Annotated in this window: 13 protein-coding genes and 1 pseudogene; 5 read left to right on the top strand and 9 right to left on the bottom strand. The window is 55.7% G+C overall.

Translation table 11 applies throughout. From position 1 onward, the window contains the following. Positions 1-55: 55 nt before the first annotated feature. On the bottom strand, positions 56-1,015 hold the full coding sequence (locus tag FY156_26800) for an ABC transporter substrate-binding protein (GenBank protein UXS05046.1): 960 nt from the start codon (positions 1,013-1,015) through the stop codon (positions 56-58). A gap of 520 nt (positions 1,016-1,535) precedes the next feature. On the opposite strand from FY156_26800, the gene FY156_26805 reads away from it, so the two are divergent. Continuing rightward, positions 1,536-3,347, top strand: a complete 1,812-nt coding sequence (locus FY156_26805; GenBank protein UXS05047.1) for a dihydroxy-acid dehydratase family protein — start codon at positions 1,536-1,538, stop codon at positions 3,345-3,347. A 104-nt stretch (positions 3,348-3,451) separates the two neighbouring features. On the opposite strand, the gene FY156_26810 is transcribed toward FY156_26805, so the two are convergent. From FY156_26810 to FY156_26840, 7 genes are all read right to left on the bottom strand, one after another. Continuing rightward, positions 3,452-3,640 carry a hypothetical protein gene (locus tag FY156_26810; protein UXS05048.1) on the bottom strand — a complete coding sequence of 63 codons (189 nt, stop codon included), beginning with the start codon at positions 3,638-3,640 and terminating at the stop codon, positions 3,452-3,454. 177 nt (positions 3,641-3,817) lie between these two features. Next, a complete protein-coding gene (locus tag FY156_26815; GenBank protein UXS05049.1) occupies positions 3,818-4,912 on the bottom strand; it encodes an alanine--glyoxylate aminotransferase family protein in 1,095 nt (364 codons plus the stop codon). A gap of 9 nt (positions 4,913-4,921) precedes the next feature. Further along, positions 4,922-5,695, bottom strand: coding sequence for an ABC transporter ATP-binding protein (locus FY156_26820; GenBank protein UXS05050.1), 774 nt, complete (start codon positions 5,693-5,695; stop codon positions 4,922-4,924). Continuing rightward, positions 5,692-6,498 (bottom strand): ABC transporter ATP-binding protein, encoded by an 807-nt coding sequence (locus FY156_26825; GenBank protein UXS05051.1) that lies wholly within the window; start codon positions 6,496-6,498, stop codon positions 5,692-5,694. The genes FY156_26820 and FY156_26825 overlap by 4 nt, the downstream gene beginning before the upstream one ends. After that, positions 6,495-7,325 carry an ABC transporter permease gene (locus FY156_26830; GenBank protein UXS05052.1) on the bottom strand — a complete coding sequence of 277 codons (831 nt, stop codon included), beginning with the start codon at positions 7,323-7,325 and terminating at the stop codon, positions 6,495-6,497. Before FY156_26830 ends, FY156_26825 begins: the two co-directional genes overlap by 4 nt. Continuing rightward, positions 7,322-8,311, bottom strand: a complete 990-nt coding sequence (locus FY156_26835) for an ABC transporter permease (GenBank protein UXS05053.1) — start codon at positions 8,309-8,311, stop codon at positions 7,322-7,324. Before FY156_26835 ends, FY156_26830 begins: the two co-directional genes overlap by 4 nt. Positions 8,312-8,325: 14 nt before the next feature. Further along, positions 8,326-9,933 (bottom strand): ABC transporter substrate-binding protein, encoded by a 1,608-nt coding sequence (locus FY156_26840; GenBank protein ID UXS05054.1) that lies wholly within the window; start codon positions 9,931-9,933, stop codon positions 8,326-8,328. Between the two features lie 297 nt (positions 9,934-10,230). On the opposite strand from FY156_26840, the gene FY156_26845 reads away from it, so the two are divergent. From FY156_26845 to FY156_26860, 4 genes are all read left to right on the top strand, one after another. After that, on the top strand, positions 10,231-11,409 hold the full coding sequence (locus FY156_26845) for an aminotransferase (GenBank protein ID UXS05055.1): 1,179 nt from the start codon (positions 10,231-10,233) through the stop codon (positions 11,407-11,409). Positions 11,410-11,608: 199 nt separating this feature from the next. After that, positions 11,609-14,227, top strand: coding sequence for a DNA translocase FtsK (locus tag FY156_26850; protein ID UXS05056.1), 2,619 nt, complete (start codon positions 11,609-11,611; stop codon positions 14,225-14,227). A gap of 89 nt (positions 14,228-14,316) precedes the next feature. Beyond that, positions 14,317-15,402 (top strand): Ldh family oxidoreductase, encoded by a 1,086-nt coding sequence (locus tag FY156_26855; protein ID UXS05057.1) that lies wholly within the window; start codon positions 14,317-14,319, stop codon positions 15,400-15,402. 124 nt (positions 15,403-15,526) lie between these two features. Further along, positions 15,527-16,582: a Fic family protein gene (locus FY156_26860; protein ID UXS05264.1), complete on the top strand. Its 1,056-nt coding sequence runs from the start codon at positions 15,527-15,529 to the stop codon at positions 16,580-16,582. 121 nt (positions 16,583-16,703) lie between these two features. On the opposite strand, the pseudogene FY156_26865 reads toward FY156_26860, so the two are convergent. Continuing rightward, positions 16,704-17,084 (bottom strand): annotated as a pseudogene (locus tag FY156_26865) (HipA domain-containing protein). Between the last annotated feature and the right edge of the window lie 163 nt (positions 17,085-17,247).

Here is a 17,247-nt window from a genome sequence, read left to right on the forward strand (position 1 = left end):
GATCAAGAGTGCGGAACGGCACATCTGTACCGCTCCGCCTGAAGTGGAGCCTGGATTAATATCCGAGCCCCTTCTTCGCCTCGTAGACCTTCATAGGATCATCGGACGACGTGTAGAGCTTGGATTCGGTCTGAATCCACTTTGCCGGCTCCTTCTTGTCCTTCAGATAGGCATCCAGTGCATCAAACGCCGGTCCTGCCATGTCCGGTGTCAGTTCCACCGTTGCATTTGCTTCACCATCTGCCATGGCTTTGAAGATGTCTGGAACAGCGTCGATCGAGACAACCTTGATATCGGTTCCGGGCTTCAGGCCTGCTTCCTTGATTGCCTGGATTGCACCGACAGCCATGTCATCATTGTGTGCGTAGACGGCACAGATATCCTTGCCGCCGCCCTCGGCCTTAATGAAGCTTTCCATCACTTCTTTGCCTTTGGTGCGGGTAAAGTCACCGGTCTGCGAGCGAACAATCTTGATGTTGCTGTGCGAGGCAATTGCCTCCTCAAAGCCCTTCTTGCGGTTAATGGCAGGCGACGAACCGGTCGTGCCCTGCAATTCGACCACTTTGCAGTCCTTAGAGCCGACGTCCTTGGCGAGCCAGTCGCCCGCGACCTTGCCTTCATGAACCTGGTCGGATGTCACGGCTGTCAGATACAGACTGTCGGGTGCCTCGATCTGGCGGTCGAGGAGTATGACAGGGATGTTTTCTTCCTTGGCTTCCTTCAGGACAGCATCCCAGCCGGTGGCGACGACTGGCGCAATCAGGATTGCGTCGACACCCTGAGCGATGAAGCCGCGAACGGCCTTGATCTGGTTTTCCTGTTTTTGCTGTGCATCAGCGAATTTAAGCGTGATGCCACGCTTTTCTGCCTGCTGCTTTGTGACCGTTGTTTCTGCCGCGCGCCATCCGGATTCAGAACCGATCTGCGAAAAACCAACGGTGAGCGATTGCGCAGAAACGCCGGTTGCAAGGCATGCTGAAAGTGCGACAGTGACTGCCGCGATTGCTTTTCTCATCTTATCCTCCCAGAGATGAAGTCAGCTGACACGGCAGTATGAGCATATAGTAATATCTTTGAAAAGTGTTTTTTGAGGCTGTTCGCTCGTGCATGGGTGTCAAGATGGGATGAGGCCCATTAAGAACTATATAAATCAATAATATAATACGTTTCTGGTTCAGCAATAGACTTCGGTCGAGCGGGGAGGATTTCACGTGTTTGAAACCTTGACATCAGAGGCTCGGATTTAATAGTAATACAAATAACGGGTGGAGCCAGTTGGGTCCGGGATTAGGAAATCCCGGGGAAAACGGTTTGCCCAGGTGATCCGGAACCAAGCTGCGGAGTGCCGTTATGGTACTAAACATCGAAAAATGCTCGACTAAATTTGAAAGCAGGCGCGTTATGCCTCGTCTCTCTGCCCTCTGTCGGCTATGCCTGATCTCCTTATGCTGATTCCATTTTCTGTGCGTGCAACATAAGCTTGTCGCATTTGATAATATTTTACCGTTGGCCACTTCAGGCTGGAGACCTGCATCATGACTAAATCCGACAATCTACCCGCAACCCAGGGCAAGCTTCGCTCGCGCGCATGGTTCGATAATCCCGCGAACGCGGATATGACAGCGCTATATCTCGAGCGATACATGAACTTCGGTCTGAGCCAGGCCGAATTGCAGTCCGACCGCCCGATCATCGGTATCGCGCAGACCGGTTCTGACCTTTCACCCTGCAACCGTCATCATCTTGAACTCGCAAATCGCCTGCGTGAAGGTATCCGTGAAGCCGGTGGTATCGCCATCGAGTTTCCGGTCCACCCAATTCAGGAGACAGGCAAGCGTCCGACCGCAGGTCTAGACCGCAACCTGGCTTATCTCGGTCTCGTTGAAGTACTTTACGGCTACCCGCTCGATGGCGTGGTTCTGACGATCGGTTGCGACAAGACGACCCCTGCCTGTCTTATGGCGGCGGCCACCGTCAACATTCCTGCCATCGCGTTGTCCGTCGGTCCTATGCTGAACGGCTGGTTCCGTGGAGAACGGACAGGCTCGGGCACCATCGTCTGGAAGGCACGTGAGCTCCTGGCTAAGGGTGAAATCGACTATCAGGGGTTCGTCAAACTTGTTGCTTCGTCTGCGCCATCTACGGGCTATTGCAACACCATGGGCACGGCAACGACCATGAATTCGCTCGCCGAAGCACTTGGCATGCAGCTTCCTGGTTCGGCCGCAATTCCCGCGCCTTACCGCGATCGTCAGGAGGTATCTTACCTGACAGGTCTTCGCATCGTCGAAATGGTCAAAGAAGATCTGAAGCCGTCCGACATCATGACGAAGGATGCATTCATCAACGCCATTCGCGTTAACTCTGCCATCGGTGGCTCCACCAACGCTCCGATCCATCTGAATGGTCTTGCCCGCCATGTGGGCGTAGAACTGACGGTCGATGACTGGCAGACCTACGGCGAAGACGTGCCGTTGCTCGTCAACCTGCAGCCGGCCGGTGAATATCTCGGTGAAGACTATTACCACGCCGGTGGTGTACCCGCAGTCGTCAACCAGTTGATGACCCAAGGGCTCATCAAGGAAGACGCTATGACCGTCAATGGAAAGACGATCGGCGATAACTGCCGTGGCGCGATCATTGAAGATGAGAAAGTTATTCGTCCTTACGAGCAGCCCCTCAAGGAGCGCGCAGGTTTCCGCGTTCTGCGCGGCAACCTGTTCTCCTCGGCGATCATGAAGACCAGCGTGATTTCGAAAGAATTCCGCGACCGTTATCTTTCGAACCCCAATGATCCGGAAGCATTTGAAGGCCGCGCTGTCGTGTTCGATGGTCCAGAGGACTATCACCACCGCATCGACGATCCGTCGCTGAAGATTGACGCGAACACGATTCTGTTCATGCGCGGTGCCGGCCCAATCGGTTATCCGGGCGCGGCTGAAGTCGTCAACATGCGCGCTCCCGATTACCTGCTCAAGGAAGGCGTCAACTCACTGCCTTGCATCGGTGATGGCCGTCAGTCCGGCACATCAGGCAGCCCATCCATTCTCAACGCCTCGCCAGAAGCAGCGGCAGGCGGTGGCTTGGCTGTTCTTCAAACGGGTGACCGCGTTCGTGTTGACGTCGGTCGCGGCACGGCAGATATCCTGATTTCCGGCGAGGAGCTTGCCAACCGTTATGCGGCACTTTCTGCTGATGGCGGTTATAAGTTCCCGGATCACCAGACACCGTGGCAGGAAATCCAGCGCGGTATCGTCAGCCAGATGGAAACAGGTGCTGTCCTCGAGCCAGCAGTCAAATATCAGCGCATTGCTCAGACAAAGGGGCTGCCGCGCGACAACCACTAAGAATGTTGCTGTGCATGGTCATCCGTGGACAGCATCACCTCTGACAAGACAATAAAAAACCCGGCAGGAGCGATCCGCCGGGTTTTGTTTTTCCATTTGTAACTTCAGATCACCGGATAAAGCGACCAGAAGAACAGTTCATATTCTTGATCCTTATCGTGCTGATCGGGTTCGTTGTCCGGCTTCGGAGACTTGGGGTTCTGGAATTCTGTTTCGGCCCGCTCGGGCTGCATCGGTGCTCTCCGGCCGATGCCGAACAGGTCAAAGGAAAGCATATTAAATCCTGCTACCATGGCCAATCCCCTTTATCACGCAGTTTAACGTTGTGTTAAGTTTCGCGTTTTGCCACGATTTCGTCAAGATTGCGCCGGGGATTTGTCTACTATTTTTAACAAGAACCTATGTGCAGCTGTTCTTTCTTGCGGCCTCTTTATGGAAATTACGTTTTTCCCCGCAAAATAGAGGGGATTTTACGCGCCGTAGACGGAGGCGATGGCCAACCGACCGGCTTCGTCATCTGATGGCAATCCAACCTGCCGAAGGGCCGCAGAAACTGCGGCGATGTTCGACCTCACGGCTTCTTCTGACGCGCGACGTCCGGTGTGGTTCAGCCTGAACAGGCGTTCGGCACCAGGGCCAACGCCAGCGGTAATGTCGGCGCCTGGCGTAGAGTTCGCTGCGGTGAGGAAGGTGTCCCTGTCTATCCCATCTGGCAGGATAGCCGTAGTGACCAGAACAGAGTTGTCGGGTACGTCAACCCAAGCTGAAGTCGCAAGTGCTTCAAGTGCCGCACGAGTGGCAAGGGTTGCCTGCGCGTGACGCCGATGAACGGCTGGAAGTCCTTCTGCCTCGATGCGATCGAGAGCGGCCTCGAGCGCAAAGAACTCCAGCGGTGCAGGTGTACCTGGGAGAGCTGCACGTCCGCAGTCCAGCCAGAGCTTCTTCTGATCGAGGAGTGACAGCATGGAATTTGTCGGCGCGCGGTCATGGTCAAGGATTTTCCAGGCTCTCTGGCTGACCGAAATTGCCGAAACGCCGGCCGGGCCGGCCAGCGCTTTCTGTGGCCCGACGACCGCGATATCTATGCCCAGCCTGTCAACGTCAACAGGATGGCCCCCAATCGATGCAACGGCGTCAACTATGGTAAGTACGCCCTTTTGTCTCGCGAGTGCGGCGATTTCTGGAAGAGGATTGAGGATGCCGGTTGCCGATTCTGCATGTACGATAGACAAGACATCATAATCTGCCTTGTCCAACGCTCGTCTCACCGCTTCGAGCGTGATCGGCTTGGCTGGTGTGGCGCAGACATTGTCGACGTCAGCGGCTCCTCTTGTCAGCCAGTCGCCAAACCATGTGCCGTAGGGGCTGGTGACAATGTTAAGGGCCCTTATTCCTTCACGCGCAATGCTGGTTGCAACTGCCTCCAGCGCAAGTACGGCCTCAGCCTGAATGAGAAGAACGTCATTCGTCGTCCCGAGAAGGAGGGCCAGTCTGTCAGCAAGGCGTCCGTATCGCTCCGCAGGGTAGGGTGGGGCGTCCAGGAGCGATGAAATATCCATTCGCATGTCATGTCCTTATCTTGTCTTCGACAGCCGCGGCGCTGCGGCAATAAGGTCCCGCGCGGCTGACGATTGGGGGAATTTTATGATTTTGCCGGTTTCCCCGATCTCGACGATGCGCCCGCTCTCCATGATAGCAACGCGGTGACAAACAGCGTGGATGACGGCAAGGTCGTGTGAGACGAAAAGGCAGGCGACTTGGGTCTCGCGCTGGATTTCTACCACCAATTCCAGGATTTGGTTTCTGACCGATATGTCGAGCGCGGAAACAGCCTCGTCAAGGATAAGGAGGGCCGGGCTGAGTGCAAGCGCCCGTGCGATAGCAACACGCTGTCTTTGACCTCCAGAAAGGCTAAAGACCGAACGTTGAGCGTAGATCGAGGGCAAACCCACCCGATCCATCAGTGCGTGTATCTCAAGCGATCGTTTGGCAACAGATCCACCTTTATGGATGCGTAACGGTTCACCAATGGAGCTTTCGACAGTCGCGCTTGGATTGAAAGCGCTATGCGTATCCTGAAATACCATCTGCATGCGCGGCCGCGCTCTGCGAAGGTCATTGCCTTCAAGTGATAGCCAGTCGTACTTGTCGAAACGGACAGTGCCCTCATCGGCTGTTATAAGCCGCATCAGAATACGCGCTAACGTCGATTTGCCACAACCTGATGGCCCGGCAAGACCAAGCGTTTCACCGGCCTGCAGGGAGAACGTGACGTCTGCAAGTGCGGCGACTTTGCGTTGAGGGCTCTCGAATGTCTTGCCGACACCCTCCACCGAAAGTAGGCTCATGGCTTGGCTCCATCAATCAGGGATGGAGTGTCGAAGTCTATATAGCTCGCCAGAAGCGACCGGGTGTAGTCTTGTGTCGGCGTCGTCAGCACCGGCCCCGTCTGACCGGTTTCGACCATCCTTCCGCGACTGAGAACCACGATGTCGTCAGCCAGACTGGAAGCAAGTCCTATATCGTGTGTCACGAAAACGAGCGTGCGGGCACCTTCGACCACGAGATCATTTAATAACGAGATAATCGAGGATTGGCTCACGGTATCAAGCGCACTCGTAGCCTCGTCGGTAATGAGAATGGAGGGTTCTGCAGCTATTGCTGCGGCAATTGCAACGCGCTGACGCTGACCACCTGATAGTTGGTGCGGATAGGCCGAAAGCAGGTGCGTGGGGTGCGGAAGATTGACCTTTTCGAGTAGATCGCGGGCGCGTTCCCTTGCTTGAGACCATGAAAGTCCCAGATGACGAACCGCACCTTCTGAAACCTGTTCGCCCACAGTCAAAAGCGGGTTGAGTGAAGCACCCGGATCCTGAAAGACATAACCGATGTCCTTGCCAGACAATGGCGCGTTGGTGATATTGCCGGATGGACCCTTCCACGTAATTTCACCACTAACTGTGGTGCTTCCCGGCAAGAGGTTGGCAATGGCCTTGGCAAGCGTCGATTTCCCAGAACCGCTTTCACCGATAATCGCCAGCTTCCGCCCTCTGGTGATCGTGAGTGTTACATCTATCAACGCCGGTTCGCCTGTCCGGCGATAGGCAACACTGAGTTGGTTGATGTGGCAAAGCGTCGATGTTGCTGTCATGCTAACTTCGCCTTGTTCGCGAGTGCGGTGTTGATCCCTTCACCCAATAGGTAAACGCCAAGGACGGTTATCAGTAGGCCGAGGCCAGGAATAACGGAAAGAAATGCTGCAGATCGCAGGACGTTGCGCCCCTCTGCGATCATCGAACCCCATGTTACGATGTTAGGATCGCCCAAACCCAGAAATGAAAGCGCTGCCTCTGTTAAAATTGCGGCAGCGACAATGATTGCCGCCAGCGCCAGTACTGGGCCCAACGCATTTGGAAAGACCTGACGAAATGCAATCTCCAGGGGATGCATGCCGATTGCGCGTGCCGATTGTACGTAGTCGCGCTCACGTACAGACAAGACCTGCGTCCGCATCAGTTTTGCAGGGTCGGCCCATGCACCAAGCGCGATCGCTATGATAACCACCGGCATCGAGGCGCCAATCGTACTGACGAATGCAAGGGCCAAGAGGAAGCTCGGTACGATCTGGAACGCATCTGCCAGCCTCATCAGGGTCTCATCTACAAGCCCGCCTGAAAACCCGGCGATGGTACCGATCACTGTCCCGACCGCCAGCGCAGCAAGGGCAGCACCCAGTCCGACGAGCAGCGAGGTTTGTGCTCCGTGAGCGAGACAGGCGATCACATCGCGACCCAAATGATCGGTGCCGAGCGGGAAGGCTGGGTCTTTAAAAGGAGCAACGAGCGGTGCGCCGACAATGGACAGCGGATCGCCAGGAAAAAGCAATGGGGCTGAAATTGCAACTACCGTCAACACCAAAAGGATTGACGCGCCCGTAACGCCCTCAGGGGTCTTGAGCAATCGGGAAAGGAAGCTCATCCCACCTGTCCTCCATTCCCAATCCTGGGGTCGAGCGCGGATAAAACGAGATCGACGGCGAGATTGACCAGGATCACAAACACCGCGCTCACCAAGATGATTCCCATAAGAAGCGGTGTGTCGCGACCGCTCACGGCTTCCTGCGCCAATCTTCCGAAGCCTGGAATTGCAAAGACACTTTCTATGACAACGCTGCCACCAAGCATGGTGGCAGATTGCAGGCCAAGAACGGTGATGAGCGGCAACGCGGCGTTTCGAGCCACATGCCGGATGACAATCCTTGATCTCGAAAGGCCCTTCGATTGTGCAAACAATACGAATTCGAGTGGCCAGATTGCTGCCATGGAAGTCCGCATCACTCTCAAAAAAAGGGCGAGGTAGATGAGACCGAGGCTTGCGACCGGCAAGACGAGATGCCTTGTTACATCAAGTATTCGTGGCAAGCCTGATTTCCCGGAGGCAACTGTTTCGATCCCCGAGGTTGGCAGCCACCGCAACTGCACGGCAAAGACGATTGCCATCACAAGTCCGAGCCAAAATCCTGGCATCGAATATAGTGCCAGTGACATTGCCGACAGTAACCGGTCGGTCAAGCCACCAGGACGGGCACCAGCGACAATTCCGAGCGCTGTTCCAAACAGGAAGGCGAGCGTTGTGGCACTCGCCATCAAAAGTAGCGTGTTTGGCAGCCGCTCGAGAATGAGGTTGAGAACGGGGCGGTCAAAAGAAACTGACCAGCCGAGATCGAGCCGTAAAACGGAAGTGATGTAGAGCCAGAAGCGCGCGAGGATCGAACCGTCCAAACCATACTGTTGGCGAAGCGCGTCGCGAAGCCCCGCATCGCCACCGCCAATAGAGACGAGATAGGCGTCGACCGCATCTCCGGATGCGTTCTCCATCAGCACAAATGTGAAGACGAGGACAATCAACATCACCGGAATTGCAGTGAGTGCCCTTCGCTTCAACAACAGCAATGCACCTGCCATGGCTGAAGCCCCATTTATCTGCTGATTGTCGTATCGGCCCAGTTGGAAACGGCCCAGCGCGGATTGCTGGCGACGTTGTGGACGCTATCGCGGGCAACAGTGATGAAACCCCATTCAGCGACATTGATGATTGGTAAGTCAGTAACCACCTGTTTCTGGAAATCCTTATAGAGTTCCGTTCTTGCAGTCGCATTGACGGTGATTGCTGCTTTATCGATCAGTTCATCAAGCGACTTGTTTTCGTAGCCGCCCTGATTGGAGAAGCCAACGCCCGCAGGGATCCCGGAGCGTACAAGGATGGTCGTGGAGATCGCAGGATCACCGCGGAAAACCGGTGGTGCAACAGCCAGATCGAAGTTGTGATCGGTGTAGACAGCCTTTTGATGAGCTGCGGAATCATTGTTTACCAGCTCGGCATCAATCCCGATCTTTTGGAGCGCCTGTCGTAGGTAAGAGCCGAATTGTTTTGTCTCGTTGAAATATGGCGCGGGCAAAAGTTTCAGCGCAAAACGCGTCCCGTCCGCCTTTCGCGCATAGCCCGCTTCATCGAGAAGGGCATTCGCCTTTGCGATATCGAAATCGTAAGAGGCAACGTCATCCGAATAAAACTCGGTAGAGTTCTTTGGTATTGGTCCAGTCGACGCTGACGCGTAACCGAGGAAAATGGTGTCGACGACGAATTTCTTATCGATTGCGTGGGCAATCGCCTGCCGAACCTTGAGGTTAGAGAGCTCTTTACGACGATGGTTGATCTCCACCACAAGCTGGTAGGTCAGCGCTTCGTAGCCATCAGCGATTACCTTGATGCCAGGTACTTTTGAGATCCTCTCAAGGTCGGCAAGCGGCACTGCGGAGAACGCAGCAAGCTGGATCTCGTCTGCTTCCAGTGCCGAAGCTGCAGCGGCGCGATCCGGCAAAACCTTGTAAATGATATCATCAAGAAGGGCCTGGCTTTTGTCCCAATAGTTCGCGTATCGGGCAAGGCGATAATATTCACCGGGCTTGTGTTCCGCAAACACGTACGGACCGGTGCCGACCGGCTTGGTGTTTGCAGGGTTGTTCGCAATATCGGTCCCTTCATAGAGGTGTTTTGGCAAGACGCTCGTCACGACCGGCAATGCGTTGCGGACGAGCTGGAACGGGGTGGGGCTTGAGAAGCGGAAAATCGCCGTGTGGTCATCCGGCGTATCAACAGCCTCGAGATTTGCGAATACGAGACGTCCAAGATTTTGCAGTGGCTTCCATACCTGAAGCGCCGAAAAGGCTACATCGGCTGAGGTAAATGGCTTGCCGTCATGCCATGTTACCCCTTCGCGCAGCTTGAAAGTGGCAGTCAGTCCGTCGTCGGACCCGCTCCACTCAGTTGCAAGTCGAGGTTCGAGGCCATCTGCTCCTTTGAACGAGGCTTCTGCAAGTGGCTCGATGACCTTGCTGGAGATGTAAAAAACCCCGTTCGAGGCGACAATAGCTGGATTGAGGTTCTTCGGCTCGGAGTCTGCCGCAACGACCAGTCGACCTCCACCTGCCTGCTGGGCGGCGGCAATCCCGGTGAGCCCAGTTGAAGCCGCAAGGATCAAAGAAGTCTTGAGAAGCGAGCGGCGGGAAATCGAAACAGGCAACATGGACATACTCCGGAAGATAGGAAGCCGGGCGCGGCTGAACAGCATTTGGCTCGCACCGATCTTATGATCGAGGGATTGCCACTGTCCACGCTAAATCGTTGGTGTTACAGCAATGAATTTACGCAGCTGGGTCATTGGCGGAAACAATATCCTTCGGATCGCAAAAAAAGTGGGGATGGCCATTCGGCGTAACCAGGTGCCTCTTATGATTTTGGACGCAGTACTTGCATGTGGGGTCGCGATGACGGATTGTCGCCTCCCGCTGAAACCCTTCTGCCCCTTTTCCAAGAGAACAAGATGTCTGCCGTATTCAATCCGCTCGTTGCGTCAATCCTCCCGCCGCCTGTACCGTCAGTTTTTGCGTGGGCGCGCGCCTATGACGGCAGCAAGGGGCTGGCAATCGATCTTTCGCAGGCCGTTCCGGGCTACCCGGCGCATAAGGACATCCTTAGCTGGTTAGCAGAGGCATCAGGGTCACTCGCCTATACCGGTTATGGCCCGATTGAAGGTGAAACGCTTCTGAGAGATGCCTACGCGGAACATGTGGGCGCGATCTATGGCGTAGGCCTCAATGCCGGCAATATTCACATCACGTCGGGTTGCAATCAGGCCTTTATGTGTGCCGCGATGGCCGTTGCGGGAGCTGGCGATACCGTTGCGCTGACAAATCCGTTCTACTTCAATCAGGATACGACGCTTGAGATGCTCGGAATAAACCGGGTTCTGATCGAATGTGCGGCCGAGAACGGATTTTTGCCCAAGATTGAGGACGTCGATGCCGTCCTGTCGAAGGGAGTTAAGGCATTGGCAGTCGTAACGCCCAACAATCCGACCGGCGCGGTCTACTCCCCCAGCCTGCTTGCAGAGATATTTCATGCATGCAGAAAACACGGCGCGTGGCTCATCCTCGATGAGACCTATCGTGATTTCCTTCCACCAGGAGACGACAGGCCCCATGATCTGATGAAGATCGAGGGCTGGGAAAAAAATCTGATCATGCTCTACAGCTTCTCAAAGTCGTATTGCATTCCCGGTCACCGCCTCGGTGCTATCACAGCTGGCGAAAAAGCTCTTTTTGAGATCACCAAGATCATGGACAACCTCCAGATTTGCGCGCCTCGAGCGCCGCAGGCAGCTGTTGCAAAGGCCATTCCGGCACTTGTCGAGTGGCGGGAAGCAAACAGGTCGGAAATCGCATTGCGCGCTGACGCTCTTCGCCGGGTCATGCGTGAGCTGCCAGAATGGGGCCTGGCGTCGGCGGGAGCCTATTTCGCATTTGTACGGCATCCCTTTGACGGTGTTTCATCCGCTGCCGTTGCCGAAAAAATGGCGCGTGAATTCGGTGTGGTTTGCCTGCCGGGCAGCTATTTCGGCACGGACCAAGATGATTTTTTGCGCTTCGCCTTTGCAAACGCCGGGGCCAAAACGATCGAAGGCTTGGCCTCGCGCCTCAAAGACTTCTCCATGGCAGGGTGAGGTTGGCGCGCACGGCAATATCGGCGCGATCAAATTCAATTTAACCAATTAATTACAAGCGCTTGGGGGTAGCCTTGGGCGCTTTTCCTATTCTATGCTGAACGTATCCGAGAGAAAAAATTGCGTGGTTGGGTCCTGGTTGGAAAGGGGTGGTTAACCTTTATTTTTTATTTCAGGGAGACCGAAATTATGTACGTTTATGATGAGTGTGCACGCTGCCATGAGCTTCTCCCGATCCAATTTTCCGAATTCCGGCAATAGCGCAGGGGAGGGGGGCGTAAGCCCTCATGCCAAACCCAATGATGGGGTCGGGCGTGTCGCGAGCGCACACGCCGATCACTCCACCAGTCTTCCTCGTCAGAATGCAGATGTCGTCGCGGCTGACGCAATAGAGGGGCGTTCCGACATGCCCGGCTGGCAAAATGCTTTTGTATTGGGGCCAAATGTCCGCTTTACAAGGACGCCAGAAAGCGCGTTCTCACGTCGCGGGGCCGTCGAGCCTCAGCAAGACGAAGCAGACATCGTTCCTGCCGAAATTGAGGTCGAAACCGTTGAGCCGGTTATTGCTACACCGGTCGAGGAAGCTGTCGCGCCCGTTTACAAGAAGCCGGAGCCAAGGGTCCCGCAGCCTCCGCGTATTCCCGTTCTCCCGCAGCCCCCACATGCGCAGGGTGCGCGTGCCTTGACGTACAAGTTGCGTCGCGAGCTGGCCCTGAAACAACAGGCGGAACAGAGTACAGTGATGGAAGACGTTACTGTCGCCGTCGCAATTGCAGACGTGACGGAAGTCACACCTGTCGTGTCAGTCGCGCCCGTACAGGATCTAATCGCCGACGAGGCCGTCAGACCCACTTCGTTGCTCCCGGCATTTGCAGCGAATTTGCCCGACGAAATCTTCTTCGAGGTGATGGATCTCGATCTGGCACCCGTGCCCGTTGCAGTGCCAAACCCGGAGGCCTCAACAATTTCACAACCGATGCCGTTTCCTGCCTCTGCGCCGGCGATTGAGCTATCTACAGAACCACCCGTCATCACCGTTCCGGGTGGATCCGCAGTCCGCCTTTATCGCGAAATCGGTGTCCGTGCGGCCGCATCATCCATGTTGACGCTCGGCAATGCTTCTCCGGTTGAAGTAGAAATCAATGCTCCAGCACCCGAGGCAGCTATTGCTTGCGAGCCTCCGCCGCCGGTCGAGCCACGCTTCGTCGCACGTGCGCCAATTCAAGCGTCGCAGCCGATGTTCCGTGACGCACCGGTCTTCGCCGAGGGCGAATACGAATACCCTTCGATCGAGCTGCTGCAGCAGGCTCGTGTCCAGCAGACAACCACCATGACGCCGGAAGCGCTCGAACAGAGCGCAGGCCTTCTCGAAAGCGTGCTTGAAGACTTCGGTGTCAAGGGTGAAATCATCGACGTCCGTCCCGGGCCGGTCGTAACGCTTTACGAGTTCGAACCTGCACCAGGCGTCAAGTCTTCTCGCGTCATCGGTCTGTCGGACGACATTGCTCGCTCGATGTCCGCTCTTTCAGCACGTGTCGCCGTTGTTCCCGGCAGAAACGTCATTGGTATCGAGTTGCCAAATCCGGTTAGAGAAACGGTCTATCTGCGCGAGCTGATTGAATCGGGAGACTACAGCGAAACTCGTCAGAAACTGGCCCTTTGCCTTGGCAAAACGATCGGTGGCGAGCCTGTAATCGCTGAACTTGCCAAGATGCCGCACCTGCTCGTCGCAGGCACGACCGGCTCCGGTAAGTCTGTCGCCATCAACACCATGATCCTGTCGATCCTCTACCGCCTTAAGCCGGAAGAGTGCCGCCTCATCATGGTCGATCCGAAGATGCTTGAGCTGTCAGTGTATGACGGTATTCCACATCTCCTGACCCCCGTTGTTACCGATCCCAAAAAGGCCGTCATGGCCCTGAAATGGGCTGTGCGGGAGATGGAAGACCGGTATCGCAAGATGTCGCGCCTCGGTGTGCGCAATATCGATGGCTATAACGCAAGGGCAGCCACTGCGCGTGCCAAAGGCGAAACGGTGTTCTGCAACGTTCAGACTGGCTTTGATCGGGCAACCGGTGAAGCGGTTTATGAGCAGGAGGAAATGGATCTTAGCGCGATGCCCTACATCGTCGTTATCGTTGATGAGATGGCAGACCTGATGATGGTTGCCGGTAAGGAAATCGAAGGTGCGATCCAGCGCCTCGCGCAGATGGCGCGTGCTGCAGGTATTCACCTGATCATGGCCACTCAGCGTCCTTCCGTCGATGTCATCACCGGGACTATCAAGGCGAACTTCCCAACCCGCATCTCGTTCCAGGTAACCTCCAAGATCGACAGCCGTACGATCCTCGGCGAACAAGGTGCCGAACATCTGCTCGGTCAGGGCGACATGTTGCACATGATGGGCGGTGGTCGCATTGCTCGCGTTCATGGCCCGTTTGTCTCTGACGAGGAAGTCGAAAAAGTCGTCGCGCATCTGAAGACACAAGGCCGTCCCGAGTACCTTGGTACAGTCACGGAAGACGCTGAAGAGGCTGAGGACGAGGCTGAGGACGATAGTGCAGTTTTCGATAAGACCTCGATGGCAGAAGACGACACAGACGACCTCTATGAAAAAGCCGTCAAGGTCGTGTTGCGCGACAAGAAATGCTCGACCTCATACATTCAGAGGCGCCTTTCGATTGGCTATAACCGCGCGGCGTCTCTCGTAGAGCGGATGGAGCAGGAAGGCATCGTTGGTCCAGCAAACCATGTTGGCAAGCGCTCTATCATTGCCGGTGAGCGTGACACCTACGAGGCTATGGGCAGCGACAGCTAACTGTCCTTCCGAGTGCGATAGCAGTTGCAAAATCGCGCCCGGTGAATAGCGTGGAGCCCGTTGTCTGAGGAATCGGGAGGGGGCTTTTCATGCAATTGGTGGCAGAACCGACAAGCGTATTGTCAAAGCTTTCAGAACTGGACCGCTTTTGCCGTTCGGTCTTGTTAGCCGCCGGTGTCGATACAGATACGTCGGATGCAGCAACGCGAGCAATGATGCACGGCACCCGCCTTGGCGTTGATAGCCATGGGGTACGCTTGCTTGCGCACTATATCACGGCCTTTGCGGGTGGGAGGCTGAACCCCCGCCCGGAAATCAAGCGAGTTTGCGGATTTGGTGCTGTAGAAACCATCGACGCAGATCATGCTCACGGCGCTCGCGCCACCTTTCATGCGATGGACAACGCCATCTCGCTTGCCGGTCAGTTTGGTATCGGTGCTGTCGCAATACGCAATTCTTCGCATTTTGGACCGGCCGGCGCTTACGCACTTGAGGCCGCTAAAAAAGGCTTTATCGGGATCGCCTTCTGTAATTCGGACAGCTTTGTCCGGCTTCATGATGGCGCTATGCGGTTTCACGGCACCAACCCGATCGCGGTTGGTGTTCCCGTAGATGGGGGTATGCCCTGGTTACTTGATATGGCGACGAGCGCGGTACCCTACAATCGCGTCCTGCTTTATCGCAGTCTCGGTACGACGTTGCCTGAAGGCGTCGCATCGAACGGCCATGGTATCAATACGCGTGATCCCAATACGGCGGAAATGCTTGCCCCGCTCGGTGGAGATTTCGGTTTCAAAGGCGCTGCGCTTGCCGGCATGGTCGAGATTTTCAGCGCCGTCCTGACCGGGATGAAGCTAAGCTTTGATCTCGCTCCAATGCCAGGCCCGGATTTCTCCACGCCGCGCGGGCTTGGAGCGTTCGTGATGGCACTGAAGCCTGAGGCCTTCATCGAACGCAGCGTTTTCGACGAGGGCATGAAGCGCTATCTCGAGGTGTTGCGGGAATCTCCGGCCCGCGAGGATTGCAAAGTGATGGCGCCTGGTGACCGAGAGTGGCGCGTTGCAGCCAAGCGCGAAAGGGAGGGCGCTCCGGTTGATCCCGTCACATGCACAGCTTTCGCAGAGCTTGCAGATCGCTTTTCTATAGAACCCCCAGTCTACGAAACCGGAGATTAGGGTTCGAACCTTTCCACGCGCTCCAGAAACTGATTCACCTGCTTTTCGAGGCTGTTGCTTGGTGCATTATCGGGTGTAATCGGGTATAATCGGGTATGGAATCGGATATTTGGGCGACCCGTTTATGAGGGAGCCGAAAATCAATCTACCCCAAGACCTTGTTAAACTCATAGCGGAAATCGATGAGTTTAAGGGGCGGTGGGATGCAATGAAAACGCTATCGCCCGATCGGCTTGACGCGTTGCGCAAAGTTGCGACCGTCGAAAGCGTCGGCTCCTCGACCCGTATCGAAGGAGCGAAGCTTTCCGATGCTCAAGTCGAAGAGCTTCTTTCCAATATACGGATGCAGTCTTTCAACACGCGCGACGAGCAGGAGGTCGCGGGCTACGCCGAGGCCATGGACCTTGTGTTTCAATCCTTTGATGACTTGCGTCTCACCGAAAACCATATCTTCCAGCTCCACCAAACGCTTCTGAGACATAGCGTTAAAGACGAACGTCATCGCGGCTCTTACAAAACCTTGCGCAACGATGTTGTCGCTTTTGATGCTGACGGTCGGGAGCTCGGCGTCGTGTTCGAGACGGCAAAGCCCTTCGATACGCCGCGTGATATGGAGGCTCTGGTTGCCTGGACGCGTAAGGCAATCGACGAGGAAAGCCTGCATTCTCTGCTGATTATTGCTGTCTTTATCGTGACGTTCCTCGCGATCCACCCTTTCCAAGACGGAAACGGGCGGCTCTCGCGTGTCCTCACGACATTATTGTTGCTGCGCGCTGGCTATCTTTACGTCCCTTACGCTTCGCTAGAGCGCGTGGTCGAAGAGAACAAAGACCTCTACTACAAGGCTCTACGTCGCACGCAAACGACCCTCAAGAGTGGCGCTCCGGATTGGGAGCCGTGGATTGGGTTCTTCCTTCGTGCCCTGAAAAAGCAAAAAGACAGTCTCGCGAAACGCCTCGATCGCGAACGGGAACAGGAAGCTGCAGACGACGCGTTGCCGGAGCTGTCGGTGCGAATACTCGCGCTGTTCAAATCACACGATCGGCTCACACCGGCCGCGATCGAAAGCGAGTTGGGTGCAAATCGTAATACCCTCAAAGTTCGCTTGCGAGAACTTGTCGAGGCTGGACGGATCAAAAGACATGGAAAGGCTAGGGCGACCTGGTACACGCGCGGATAGGCGTGGCAGGCTCTACGCTGGCGCTTTAACTACTGCACCGCAGGGTTCAGCGCATGCCGCTGACGATCCTTCGCCCATAATTAAGGAGGGCTCGGGAGCCACTTGCTCGGGCCGGTCATCGTTAGACCCCTCCGTTGGCGCCTAGGGTTTCGCGCGCGGTTCGGAATGCGTCGCGCAGCACCGTGTGGCCGTTGAGGCCCTCAAGGGCGTAACTGTTTAGGAACCGACGTCCTGCGAACAACTTGCGATCAACGGGGCTTAGGTCTGCTTCGTCGCAGACTCCTGCCCACTGTGCGGCGATGGTTTTGATCTGGTTTTCGATCAATGCGGCAGCTTCGGCCTCTTTGAGGTGGTAGTCAGGCGCGGAGGCAAGGCAGGTGGTGAGCGAGCTCGCGCGGTCCTTGCCCTTGATGAGCATGGCCTGCGTGGCTTCATTGCCGGTGCGGCCTTGTGGGCAGATGTCATGGGCGGGAGTGAGCGAGAGCATCCTGCCGTCCCAGAAATATGGTCAAGAAATGTCCATTTTATTGGACGTAGAAGACGCTTGTGACCGGAATTCTGTACAAAACCTAACGCGCCAAAACGGCAATAAGCTTATTGTGCTCCGCAACCGTCCTCCATCCAGGCGGCGGGGCGGCCGAAAAGCTTGGTGCATTACAGGCTAT

This window comes from Agrobacterium tumefaciens (assembly GCA_025559845.1).
Taxonomy (GTDB): domain Bacteria; phylum Pseudomonadota; class Alphaproteobacteria; order Rhizobiales; family Rhizobiaceae; genus Agrobacterium.